The following is a 12,389-nucleotide window of genomic DNA, read 5'->3' as shown; positions in this document are numbered from 1 at the left end:
GATTTTTATGAAACCATTAGAGGGGATAAGGGTCATAGAGCTTGCAACATTTATTGCGGCAGCTGCCGCAGGCAGGTTTATGGCAGATTTAGGAGCAGATGTTATCAAGATTGAAACAGCAAAGGGGGATCCGCTTAGGTATACAGCACCTTCTGAAGGAAGACCGCTTAATATGTATGAAAATACTACATGGGATCTTGAAAACGGAAACAAACGCTGCATATCAATCGACATAAGGAAACCCGGAGGCAGAGAAGCATTTTTTAAACTTCTTGATACGGCAGATGTCCTTATTACAAACTGGAGAGTTCAGGCACTTGAAAGGGCGGGACTTGACTATGAAACCTTAAAGAAGAAATATCCGAAGCTCGTGTATGCTATATGTACGGGTTACGGGCAGTATGGTCCTGATAAAGATCTTCCCGGTTTTGATTTTACAGCCTTTTTTGCAAGAGGAGGTTATCTTGATTCATTAAGGCAGAGGGGAAGTGTTCCTATGAATGTGGTTCCGGGCATAGGTGATCACAATGTAGGTATGAACCTTGCGGCTGGAATACTTGCGGCTTTATATCAGGCAAAAACAAAGGGAGTTGGTGAGAAAGTTGAAACATCTCTCTTTGAAAGTGCTATATATAATTTCGGTATGATGATACAGGCTGCAAACTATGACGGAATAGCAAAGAATTACCCTATAGATGTAAGAGAGAGTGCAAATCCGTTTAATGCAGCATGGAAGACGGCTGATGACAGATATATACAGACCTGTATGCCTGATTATAATACATATTACAAGAAGTTTATAACTGTAATAGGCAGAGAAGATATGGCAGAGGACGAGGATTACTTCCCGGTTCAGAATATGCAGAGCAATAAACTCGGACCGAAGCTTTATGATATAGTTATGGAAGCTATTGGAAAGAAAACGCTTGAAGAATGGAATAAGATATTCAGAGAAGCGGATATACCGTTTGCACCGGCTCAAAACTGGATGGAGATCATGCATGATCCTCAGGCTGAAGCAAATAACTGTTTTTATGACATGGATTACGGCAACGGCAGCGTAAAAAGACTTGTAAGACTTCCTGTTAAATTTGAAGAAATGGGAAATCCCGACTATAAAAAAGGACCTTTTATAGGTGAACAGGGAAAGGAAATTCTCAAGGAACTTGGATATGATGATACCGGTATAGATAAATTGCTTAATGAAGGCGATATATATATCTGGGAAAAGAAATAGTCTGCGATATGGTACTAAAATGGCGGATTAATCTTTATGGATGATTAAGCTTAAGGAAACGATGATTTGATCGTCGTTTCCTTGGATAGCCGAAAGTAATTGATATGATACTTAAGCTGATAACGGTTAATCCGATATAAATCAAGTAATAATATTTAAATTTTAAGGAGAATATGAGATGTTTAAAGTTAAATGTACATTTCCAGAGCAGCATGTAGAGAAGTTTGGCAAAAATAAACCTGAAGGCTTTGAGTTTGAATATGTTAAACTGCCATGCAGTGATGAGGAATTAATTGAAAAATTTAACGGAGCGGATATAATTTTTTGCGGACCGGTTGATTTTATAAGAAGGGATGTTATAAAAAGTCTTCCAAATCTTAAGCTGATACAGTCTTTAGGTGTGGGATATGACAAGATAGATCTTGAGGCGGCAAAGGAAAATTCAGTATATGTATGTAATAACAGGGCGGTAAATGCTGCTTCCGTTGCCGAGCATGCAGTGCTTCTTATGCTTGCCTGTCTTAAAAATCTCGCTTATGCCGATTCAGAGATAAAAAACGGAAAATTTAATGAAGTTTTTAAGGAGTTTCGTGTAAAAGGTCATACCGAACTTGGAGGAAAAACAGTAGGACTTGTAGGTGTCGGTGCAATAGGCAAGTCGGTGGTAAAATTCCTTAACGCTTTCGGCTGCAAGCTTATGTATACTGATGTAATACGTTGTGATAAAGAATTTGAAGAAAAATATAACCTTAAATATACAAATTATGATGAGCTTTACGAAAAATGTGATATTTTATCATATCATGTACCTGTACAGCCGGAAACAATAGGGTTGGTAAATAAAAATTCAATAGCTAAAATGAAAGATAATGTTATCATAATAAATGTTGCCAGGGGCGAGATAGTTAATAATGAGGACCTTGCAGAGGCTTTAAATTCAGGAAAGGTTATAGCAGGACTTGATGTTATAGCACCTGAACCGCCTGAAGCAGACCATCCTCTTTTCAGGCTTACTGAGGAAGGCAAAAAAAGACTTACCATGACACCCCATATGGCAGGAACCACAGATGATGCTTTTATGCGTATGTACAGCTGGTCATATGAAAATATGCGCAGGGTAAAAAACGGTGAAAAACCAAATAATATAGTAAACGGCTTATAATATATAAAAGGTCAGGAAAGAGGAATAAAATGGAAAATAGCAATAAATCTATTAAGGATATAATTATCGTAGGATTTGCACTTTTCGCTATTTTTTTCGGGGCGGGAAATCTTATATTTCCGCCACATATAGGGGTTATGGCAGGAAAAAGATGGTATGAGATAATGCTTGGCTTTATAATGAGCGATCCGCTGATTCCGGTGGTAGGTGTTATAGTAACTGCAAGTGTCGGAGGAAAAGCGGACGATCTGGGCAAGAGAGTAAGCCCGACTTTTTCAAAAATACTTGGGGCAGTTTCAATACTTATAATAGGACCCTTGTTTTCAGTCCCCAGAACTGCCGCTACAACTCATGAGGTAGCTGTAAGGCAGATACTTCCGAATGTTCCCATACAGGTAACTTCGATTGTAACTTCAGTTATATTTTTTGCTATAACACTTTTTCTGGTGCTTAATCCCGGAAAAGTTATAGATAAAATAGGAAAATATTTAACTCCCGGACTTCTTATAGTCTTGATTATTATAATAGTAACATCAATTATAAAACCTATGGGACAGATGCAGGATACACCTGTAAAACCGTTTTTCATGATTGGATTTACTGAAGGATACCAGACCATGGACGCTCTCGGCTCCGCACTTATGTCAGGTATTGTAATTACGGACTTGGTAAGGCGTGGATATACTGATAAAAAAGAGCAGTTTAGTGCCATGATAGGCGTAGGTATAGTAACCTTTATACTTTTAGCATTTGTATACGGAGGACTTACTTTTGTCGGAGCTACTGCAGGAGAATATTTTACAGAGGAGACTCCAAGGGTGGAACTTCTTGTAGGTATAGTTGATCGTATGTTTGGAAGTACAGGAAAGGTATGTGCAGGTCTTGTGGTTTCACTTGCATGCCTTACAACATCGGTCGGACTCACCGCTACCTGTGGCAATTTCTTTGAGAATATAACGGGCGGACAGTTAAAATATAAATATATAGTTATAGCTTCCGTAGTTGTAAGCTTTTTTATATCTTTAACACCAGTAGACAATATTATACAATATGCGGTTCCGGTACTTATGGCAATCTATCCGGTGGTTATAGCACTTGTCGTAATGACTGCTTTTGATAAATTTATAAAATATAATATGACCTATATAGGTGCCGTGATTGGTGCATTTATAGTAGGTCTTGCACAGAGTCTCAGTACATTCGTTAAATCATTTGAGTCGCTTAAAGAGATCATAAGCAAACTTCCTCTTGCGAACTTAGGCTTTGGATGGCTGAGCATTGCAGCAGCGTTTTCAATAGTATTTACAATTATTGCATTTATTACCGGTCAGGATGCGGGTAATAAGCAGAAAGTAAGCAATTCATAGTTTAGTTTCAGACATAGTCTTAATAACTAAAAATTAATAAATATTTCTAAGGAGGAATTTACTATGATTTCAAAAGAGATGGTGAGATTAGGAACTGCGAGGTCGGTTATAAGGGAAATTTTTGAGTTTGGAAAGGGCAGGGCAGCTGTTGTAGGAGAAGAAAATGTACTTGATTTCAGTCTTGGAAATCCAAGTGTACCTGCACCTGAAAAGGTACAGGAAACTATAAAAAATATGATCGACACACTGCCGCCAAAAGCTTATCACAGCTATACAAGCTCAGTGGGAGATAATAATACAAGAACTGCAATAGCTGAAAATTTAAACAGAAGATTCGGTACTAAATATACCATGAACAATGTATTTATGACTTGCGGTGCCGCAGCTTCACTCAATATAACCTTCCGTGCACTTATAGCATCACCGGAAGATGAGATTATGGTATGTGTTCCGTATTTCCCTGAATATAAGGTGTTTATAGAAGGACAGGGCGGAAAAGTTGTACTTGTACCACCTACAAAAGAGCTTCATATAGATGTAGCTGAACTTGAGAAGAAAGTTACTAAAAATACAAAGGCAATTGTAATCAATTCTCCGAATAATCCGTCAGGAGTTATTTATCCGGAATCAAACCTTAAGGAAGTATGCAGCGTATTAAAGAAAAAATCTGAAGAATACGGTTCACCGATTTATATAATAACAGATGAGCCTTACAGAGAGCTTGTTTATACAGATGTAAAACCTGCACATATACCCTTGCTGTATGATAACACTATAATAAATTATTCATGGTCAAAATCACTTTCACTTCCCGGTGAGAGGATCGGATACATACTTGTTCCAAGCAGTGTAGTAAATTATGATGAAGTATATGCAGCAGTAGGCGGTGCGGCAAGAACTCTCGGTTATGTATGTGCACCTTCAATGTTCCAGAGAGTAGTTGAAAAATGTATCGATGTTGAGATGGATATGTCGGTTTATAAGAAAAACAGAGAGATTCTCTATGAAAATCTTACAAAGCTGGGATATAATCTTGCAAAACCGGACGGCGCATTCTATATGTTTATAGAAACCCCTGAAAAAGACGGAGAAGCATTTTGTGAGAGAGCTAAAAAATATGACCTCTTGCTTGTTCCGGGTATAGGTTTCGGTACAAAAGAGTATGTACGCCTTGCGTATTGTGTTGATACCCAGAAGATTGAAAAATCAATAGAGGTATTTAAAAAACTGATTGAAGAAAAATAAAGTTTAATATAAATAAATCTGGTTAATTAAAAAATTATCGAATAATTTATTAAATACGGCAGCTATAATGTCGTCGGATTTATATAGCAGACAGTTCAAAATTTTGGAATAAACTTTAAAAAATATAAGCTTATCCCGGATATATATTTACATACATCCGGGATAAAAAAAGCTTTTAAGTTAAGTAATGACACAGATTATACAGGCTTATATATTATTTTAATGAATAAATATCTATGTAATTGGATTTTATTACTTTAATAATATTATTTTGATAATCCGTGTACATATAACCAAGTGATTAGTAAAGCGGAAAAGTTTTAATATAATATTGTATACAAGTATACATCAAGTATATATTATGGAATTATTATGGAACTTAGTAAAAAAAGAATTTTTGATCTATTAAAAGAACAGGTTAGGTTAAATCCCTGTGCCGGAGCTTTAGAAACTCAGGGCTTTGTATGCAGCTGGAAGGAACTTGATGATATATCCGATTTTCTTGCGGTGAGGATGCATAATGATTGTATTGTCAAAGGAATGCATGTAGGTATATGGTGTTGCAACAGCCCTAAATGGGTTTATACATTTCTTGCACTCATAAAACTGGGTGCAGTTCCGGTACTTATAAATACACATTATAAGCCGGATGAGCTAAGGGCTGTGCTTGACTATGCAGATGTAAGCGTGCTTTATTACGGCAGAGGATATAGAGAAGTTCTCTATGGCGATGTAGTGTCAAAAATTGAAAAATACCTCCCTAAGTTAAAAAGATATACAGATATGAATTATAATTCAAAAGGTAAATTTTTAAACTGTGAGGATTTTTCCAAGTCTGAAAAATCAGCTGCTGCTATGGAAATGCTTGAAAATATTAAAAAAGGCGTAAAATGCGATGATACGGCATGTATAATTTTTACATCAGGTACCACATCTGTCCCTAAAGGCGTGATGTTAAGTCATTATAATATTGTAAATAATTCTGCCGCTACGGTCAGACATATGGAGTGGTGCAGTAGCGATAAAATGTGTATTACCGTTCCGCTTTTTCATTGTTTTGGAGTAACATCGGGCATAGTTGCATGTATGATAAGTGGTGCCAGTGCATACTTGCTGCCTCATTTCAGTACTGAGGAGGTCTGGAAACTTGTAACTGAAGGCGGCTATACCATACTGAACGGTGTTCCAAGTATGTTTTTAGCGATGGTGCGAAAAGGAGAACACTATAAAGACAAAGCTGTGTCTTTAAAATCAGGCATAATAGCCGGTTCATCAATTATAAAAAGAGATTATTTTGAGATAATGAACAGATTTCCGGATATGAAGCTGCAGCCGTCGTATGGACAGACTGAAACATCTCCATGTGTAAGCATAGCAGATCCTGATGACTGCCTTTCTGATAAGGCAACAAGCTGTGGAAAAGTTATAGAAGATGTTGAGGTAAGAATAGCGGATACGCAGGTAATGTCATGTAACGGCAGGTTTAAAGAAGGAGAGATTCAGGTTAAGGGCTATAATGTAATGAAGGGCTATTATAAGCTTGAAAATGAAACTATGCACAGCTTTACCGAAGATGGATGGCTGAAAACAGGGGATATAGGATATTTTAATGAAGAGGGTAGACTATGTGTTACAGGCAGGATTAAGGATATTATAATTCGAGGCGGAGAAAATATATCTCCGGGTGAGATAGAGGAACTTGTAAGGAGATTTGACTGTATAAAAGAGGCAAAGGTCATAGGGATACCTGCCGGAGTAGTGCAGGAAGAACCTGTGATGTGCCTTGTTGTGGATAAAAAATCGGATTTAAGCGATGATACCATAAAACAGTATCTTTCAAGAAAGCTTGCTGATTATAAGGTTCCTTCACATATTATAAGATTTTTAAGATTTCCTGTAAAATCAAATGGAAAGCTTGATATTGTTAAATTAAAAAGTATGGTGCTAAATAAACTGGAATTGAATAATTTAAAGGAGGATGTAAATAATGTCTGAATGTTATTTCACACAAAAACATGATCTTATCAGAAAACTTACTAGAGATTTTGCACAGACTGAATTTACGAAAGAGTTTCTTGATGAAGTTGAAGAAAGCGGAAGTTTCTCACAGGAAATGCTTGATAAAATGGCTGCTGCGGGTTTTTTCGGAGTAAAGACTTCTAAAGATCTTGGAGGTCAGGGGGCTGATGCAAGGTCTTATGTAATTGTTATTGAGGAGATTGCAAGAGTTTCAGCAGTTGCAAGCATATATGTATCAAGTCCGAATTCGCTTTCAGGAGGACCTCTTATAATGGCAGGAAATCCTAAGCAGAAAGAAAAATATCTTACACCTGTTGTAAGAGGTGAAAAGAAAATGGTATTTGCACTTACTGAACCTGGAGCCGGTTCAGATGCCGGCGGTATGACATCTACTGCCAGAAAGGAAGGCGAATATTATATATTAAACGGGCGTAAATGTTTTATAACCATGGCACCGCTTTCAGACTATGCGGTAGTATTTGCAAAGACACAGCAAGGAATAGGAACTAAGGGAATAACTGCATTTGTGGTGGATTTGAAGCTGCCGGGTGTTTCATTCGGAAAAGCGGAAAATAAAATGGGAGTCATAGGTTGTGCTACAAGTGATATTATTTTTGAAAATGTAAGAGTTCATGAATCCGATAGACTTGGCATGGAGGGACAGGGCTTTAAAATAGCCATGGCTACACTTGATACGGGAAGGCTGGGTGTTGCCGCACAGTCGATAGGTGTGGCACAGGGATGTCTTGATGAGGCTGTAGAGTATCTGAAAGAAAGGAAACAGTTTGGCAAAAGGCTTGCCGATTTTCAGGCTTTAAGCTTTATGATTGCCGAGATGGCAACAAAGCTGGAGGCGGCAAAGCAGCTTACTTATAGAGCGGCATATATGATGGATACAAAACAGGATATCACGGTTGCGGCTTCAATGGCAAAATACTATGCTTCAGAGGTATGTAATGAGATAGCACAAAAGGCTTTACAGCTTCACGGAGGCTATGGCTTTATAAAAGATTATAAGATTGAAAGAATGTTCAGGGACTGCCGGGTATTTACAATTTATGAGGGTACGAGCCAGATACAGCTTATGGTGATCGGATCCAGACTTTTGAAAAAATAAGGGAGGAATTATTCTATGAAGATATGTGTATGTGCAAAGCAGGTACCGGACACAAATGAGGTAAAGATAGATCCTGTAAAGGGGACTCTTATACGAACCGGAGTACCGTCAATATTAAATCCTGATGATGCAAATGCGCTTGAAGCCGCACTTTGTCTAAAGGATAAATACCCTGATACAAAGGTATATGTAGTAAGCATGGGACCTGCACAGGCTGATTATATGCTTAGAGAATGTCTTGCAATGGGTGCTGATGAGGCGGTTTTATTGAGCGACAGAGCATTTGGAGGCGCAGATACTTGTGCAACTTCAGTTTCGATTGCTGCCGGTATTAAAAAAATAGGAGATTTTGATATAATATTCGGAGGTCGTCAGGCAATAGACGGAGATACTGCCCAGGTGGGACCTCAGGTTGCACACAGGCTTGGTATTCCGGTAATTACTTATGTTGAAGCAATAGAAGAAGTATCGGATAAAAAGATAAGGGTAAGGAGACAGCTTGAGGACGGATATGAGCTTATAGAAACAGCTCTGCCTTGCTTTCTTACCTGTGTAAAAGAACTTAATACTCCACGTTATATGAGCGTAGCAGGTATAATGGATGCCTATGAAAAAGAAATTACCGTATATGGCAGAGAGGATCTTGCACTTACTCCTGAAGAATGTGGTCTTAAGGCTTCTCCTACAAGAGTATTTAAGTCATTTACTCCGCCTCCAAAAGGTAAAGGAGAGATGCTTTCAGGTACAGTAAATGAGATGGCAGCCGAACTTACAGACAGGCTTAGAAAGGCACATCTTATTTAATTACTACTTAAATAAATCAGTATTAGTATATGATTATAAGCAGTTAATTTACAGTTTAAATTTATAAATGAAAAAGGAGGATCTGCTTATTTATTGTAAGCAGCATAAATATTATGGCAGAACTTAGAGATTTAAGTGCGTACCATGATGTGTGGGTTTTTGCCGAACAAAGAGAAAAAAAGCTTATGCCGGTAGGAATTGAGCTTTTAGGAGAGGGAAGAAAACTTGCCGATGCCGCAGGTTGCAGATTATGTGCAGTAATTTGCGGAAGTGATATTGACGATATTATAAATGAATTATTTGAATATGGTGCGGAGGTAGTATATTATGCACAGGATAAAAGGCTTGACCAGTATACTACGGACGGATATTCAAAGGTTATAGGCGATGCAATTGACAAGTATAAGCCTGAGATAGTTCTTTTAGGGGCAACACATATAGGCAGGGATTTAGGTCCGTGTCTTGCGGTAAACTGCAATACAGGTCTTACAGCCGATTGTACAAAGCTTGAGATTGATCCTGAAACAAAGCAGATTATGCAGACAAGACCTGCTTTTGGAGGGAACCTTATGGCTACAATCATATGCCCTGAACACAGACCACAGATGTCAACCGTACGCCCGGGAGTTATGGAAAAGCCGTCAAAACAGCCGGGACGAAAGGGCGATCTTATAAAGCTTGATATTAATCTTGCTGATTCTGATATAAGGACAAAAGTGCTTGAGGTTGTAAAAACTGCAAAAGAAGCGGTTTCACTGACAGATGCCGAAATTATAGTTTCAGGCGGCATGGGACTTGGCAATGCAGAGGGATTTAAACTGCTTAAGCAGCTTGCAGATAAACTTAATGCAACTGTAGCAGCTTCAAGGGCTGCAGTTGATGCAGGCTGGATAGACCATGCATATCAGGTTGGACAGACAGGAACCACCGTAAAGCCTAAAATTTATTTTGCATGCGGTATCTCAGGTGCGATACAGCATATAGCGGGAATGCAGAATTCCGGGCTTATAATTGCCATAAATACGAATGAAGATGCACCTATATTTGATATAGCGGATATAGGCATAACAGGCGATTTATATAAGGTAATTCCGGCTATTATTGAAGAACTTGGATAGTTTATTTCACAAAACGGGCAGTTTGTACGTTAAAGTATAAATACTTATACCTTTATAAATATGATGTAGGTGTTAAAAGATAATAAATTCTCTTGCAAGCAAGCTTGCATCGAATTTTTATACTTTTGATACTTGTATCAATATATAAAATGATATTAAAATGCTGCAGAGCGTAGCTATTATATAATAAATGAAGATACATTATATAAAAAATACCTGTATTATTTATAATTTAATAATAGAGAAAGCACTGCTTTATCTGTGAAGTACAGAGCATATTAATATAGAGTTGGGGATTATTTAGGGAAAAAAGATATGTTGGAATGTTATAAAAATCAATAAAGTATACCCGTAAACCGGACATGTGCATATAAGTACATGTCCGGTTTATGTTTCGGTTATATTTTTTATAAAATTTATATCAAAAAATGTATTTAAGCCAGGACTTTAGTTATACTTTTTATTATACTATTGAAATTTAAACATATATAATGTAAAATTTATATTAAACAAATTTTTGACAGGGAGGTTTCTATGAATATTGACAGAAATACAGCGGTTGATTTACTTAATAAATATGTTGTTACTGAACATATAAAAACACATTCTTTTGCGGTTGAGGCTGTTATGAGGGCACTTGCAAAGCGGCTTTCTCCTCAGGATGTGGATTTATGGGGTATTACCGGGCTTTTGCATGACCTTGATAATGATCTGGTGGATTGGAAAAGTGATATGAGTCTTCACGGAAAAAGGACTGTTAAAATACTCAAAGAATTGGAATTCGGAAATGAAGCTATGTATAATGCCATACTTGCACATAACCCGGCAACAGGCAAAAAAGTGGAAAATGTATTTGAAAATGCACTTTATTCAGGAGATCCTATAACAGGTTTTATAAATGCAATAACTCTTGTATATCCTGATAAAAAAATTGCAAGTGTGAAAGTAAAATCAATTGTTAAAAGAATGAAAGAAACAAGATTTGCTGCAGGTGCCAACCGTGAGGCAATGTGGGCAATAGAAAATACCGGAATTAAATTTGAAGAATTTGCACAGCTTTCTCTTGATGCAATGAAGGAAATTTCCGATGTGTTGGGTTTGTAGAAGGGCATATCAATAATTGCTGAGATTAAAAAACAATTTATATATTTTATGAATTGTTTTTTAGGCGAATGTTTTATGGAGGTGTACAAAAATGGCAGGAAAAACCAGGCTTGAGATAAAGGATATTTATAATATAAGATACGATCCTGCAAGTTTTTCTGAATATGACAGACAAACATCACCTATGCCTGAATGGTATGAAAAGGTAATTTATAAAACCATAGAAGAATTAACTGTATTTGATATATGGAGAATGTTTATGCAGGAGCGTTTTGTTGATACGGCAGTAAAAAGGGCTATAGTTTATTTAAAGGAAGATCCGTTTTGTAGTGAAATTATTGATGGGGATATAATGAAGCTTGTATCAGAGGTTGATATAGAACTTGTAAAGGATTTTAAGGAGGAACTTCTTGGGATAATAGCGAATGCCAGAAAGCTTAAGGATGAATATGACTGGATGACAGAAGACGATGAAATACGATATACTGCGGCAATTGACAAGTTTGAAAAAAAACTTTTGGATTTAAATAACTAAACTAAAACAATATAAATACGGCGAGTTAATATTTCAGAAAGGGATCTTGTGTGATTTTATATCAGTGCAGCTCTCTTTTGATAATAATTCTGAGTGCTTTAGATAAATCTTACAGATATTGTGATATATATAGAGAAAATATTTGAGCCTTATGGAGGTGTACAAAAATGGCAGGAAAAGCTAGGCTTGAGATAAAGGATATTTATAATATAATATATGATCCTGCAAGTGTTTCTGAATATGACAGACAAAGATCACCTATGCCTGAATGGTATGAAAAGCTAATCTATAAAACCATAGAAGAATTAACCGTATTTGATGTATGGAGGATGTTTATACAGGAGCTTTTTGTTGATACGGCAGTAAAAAGGGCGATAGTTTATTTAAAGGAAGATCCGTTTTGTACTGAAATTAATGACGGGGATATAATGAGGTACTTATCAAAGGTTGATATAGAACTTGTAAAGGATTTTAAAAAAGAGCTTCTTGAGATAATAGCGAATGCCAGAAAACTTAAGGGTGAATACGATTGGATATCAGAAGCCGATGAAATACAATATATTGCGGCAATTGACAGCCTTGAAAAAAAACTGTTGGATTTAGACAACAAAAGTAAAACAATATAAATACGGCGAGTTAATATTTCAGAAAGGGATCTTGTGTGATTTTATATCAGTGCAG

General features: G+C 36.9%; 11 protein-coding genes. All 11 read left to right on the top strand.

Going from position 1 to position 12,389, the window contains the following annotated elements; translation table 11 throughout:
• Positions 1–7: 7 nt before the first annotated feature.
• The 11 genes from HMPREF9333_RS01095 to HMPREF9333_RS01045 all read left to right on the top strand — a co-directional run bounded on the left by HMPREF9333_RS01095 (position 8) and on the right by HMPREF9333_RS01045 (position 12,334).
• Complete coding sequence (locus HMPREF9333_RS01095; protein WP_005539174.1) at positions 8–1,237, top strand: CaiB/BaiF CoA transferase family protein; 1,230 nt, start codon at positions 8–10, stop codon at positions 1,235–1,237.
• A gap of 178 nt (positions 1,238–1,415) precedes the next feature.
• On the top strand, positions 1,416–2,399 hold the full coding sequence (locus HMPREF9333_RS01090; protein ID WP_005539173.1) for a 2-hydroxyacid dehydrogenase: 984 nt from the start codon (positions 1,416–1,418) through the stop codon (positions 2,397–2,399).
• Positions 2,400–2,428: 29 nt separating this feature from the next.
• Positions 2,429–3,766, top strand: a complete 1,338-nt coding sequence (gene brnQ, locus HMPREF9333_RS01085; protein WP_005539172.1) for a branched-chain amino acid transport system II carrier protein — start codon at positions 2,429–2,431, stop codon at positions 3,764–3,766.
• Positions 3,767–3,829: 63 nt separating this feature from the next.
• On the top strand, positions 3,830–5,011 hold the full coding sequence (locus HMPREF9333_RS01080) for a pyridoxal phosphate-dependent aminotransferase (protein ID WP_005539171.1): 1,182 nt from the start codon (positions 3,830–3,832) through the stop codon (positions 5,009–5,011).
• A gap of 372 nt (positions 5,012–5,383) precedes the next feature.
• Positions 5,384–7,006 (top strand): class I adenylate-forming enzyme family protein, encoded by a 1,623-nt coding sequence (locus HMPREF9333_RS01075; RefSeq protein ID WP_005539170.1) that lies wholly within the window; start codon positions 5,384–5,386, stop codon positions 7,004–7,006.
• A complete protein-coding gene (locus HMPREF9333_RS01070; protein WP_005539169.1) occupies positions 6,999–8,147 on the top strand; it encodes an acyl-CoA dehydrogenase family protein in 1,149 nt (382 codons plus the stop codon). Before HMPREF9333_RS01075 ends, HMPREF9333_RS01070 begins: the two co-directional genes overlap by 8 nt.
• 15 nt (positions 8,148–8,162) lie before the next feature.
• Positions 8,163–8,951, top strand: coding sequence for an electron transfer flavoprotein subunit beta (gene etfB, locus HMPREF9333_RS01065; RefSeq protein ID WP_005539168.1), 789 nt, complete (start codon positions 8,163–8,165; stop codon positions 8,949–8,951).
• Between the two features lie 113 nt (positions 8,952–9,064).
• The gene (locus HMPREF9333_RS01060) at positions 9,065–10,069 is read left to right on the top strand and encodes an electron transfer flavoprotein subunit alpha/FixB family protein (protein WP_005539166.1); all 1,005 of its coding nucleotides are present in this window, start codon (positions 9,065–9,067) and stop codon (positions 10,067–10,069) included.
• A gap of 534 nt (positions 10,070–10,603) precedes the next feature.
• Positions 10,604–11,173 (top strand): HD domain-containing protein, encoded by a 570-nt coding sequence (locus HMPREF9333_RS01055; protein WP_005539163.1) that lies wholly within the window; start codon positions 10,604–10,606, stop codon positions 11,171–11,173.
• 91 nt (positions 11,174–11,264) lie between these two features.
• Positions 11,265–11,708, top strand: a complete 444-nt coding sequence (locus tag HMPREF9333_RS01050; protein WP_005539161.1) for a contact-dependent growth inhibition system immunity protein — start codon at positions 11,265–11,267, stop codon at positions 11,706–11,708.
• A 167-nt stretch (positions 11,709–11,875) separates the two neighbouring features.
• On the top strand, positions 11,876–12,334 hold the full coding sequence (locus HMPREF9333_RS01045) for a contact-dependent growth inhibition system immunity protein (protein ID WP_005539160.1): 459 nt from the start codon (positions 11,876–11,878) through the stop codon (positions 12,332–12,334).
• Positions 12,335–12,389: the final 55 nt, after the last annotated feature.

Origin of the sequence: Johnsonella ignava ATCC 51276 (genome assembly GCF_000235445.1) — a bacterium.
Taxonomy (GTDB): domain Bacteria; phylum Bacillota; class Clostridia; order Lachnospirales; family Lachnospiraceae; genus Johnsonella; species Johnsonella ignava.
This window is presented reverse-complemented; position numbering and strand designations above follow the sequence as displayed.

Coding starts and splice junctions, on each gene's coding strand:
- brnQ (WP_005539172.1), top strand. CDS start 2,429: ATGGAAAATAGCAATAAATCTATTAAGGATATAATTATCGTAGGATTT.
- HMPREF9333_RS01060 (WP_005539166.1), top strand. CDS start 9,065: ATGGCAGAACTTAGAGATTTAAGTGCGTACCATGATGTGTGGGTTTTT.
- HMPREF9333_RS01045 (WP_005539160.1), top strand. CDS start 11,876: ATGGCAGGAAAAGCTAGGCTTGAGATAAAGGATATTTATAATATAATA.
- HMPREF9333_RS01090 (WP_005539173.1), top strand. CDS start 1,416: ATGTTTAAAGTTAAATGTACATTTCCAGAGCAGCATGTAGAGAAGTTT.
- HMPREF9333_RS01095 (WP_005539174.1), top strand. CDS start 8: ATGAAACCATTAGAGGGGATAAGGGTCATAGAGCTTGCAACATTTATT.
- HMPREF9333_RS01055 (WP_005539163.1), top strand. CDS start 10,604: ATGAATATTGACAGAAATACAGCGGTTGATTTACTTAATAAATATGTT.
- HMPREF9333_RS01075 (WP_005539170.1), top strand. CDS start 5,384: ATGGAACTTAGTAAAAAAAGAATTTTTGATCTATTAAAAGAACAGGTT.
- etfB (WP_005539168.1), top strand. CDS start 8,163: ATGAAGATATGTGTATGTGCAAAGCAGGTACCGGACACAAATGAGGTA.
- HMPREF9333_RS01050 (WP_005539161.1), top strand. CDS start 11,265: ATGGCAGGAAAAACCAGGCTTGAGATAAAGGATATTTATAATATAAGA.
- HMPREF9333_RS01080 (WP_005539171.1), top strand. CDS start 3,830: ATGATTTCAAAAGAGATGGTGAGATTAGGAACTGCGAGGTCGGTTATA.
- HMPREF9333_RS01070 (WP_005539169.1), top strand. CDS start 6,999: ATGTCTGAATGTTATTTCACACAAAAACATGATCTTATCAGAAAACTT.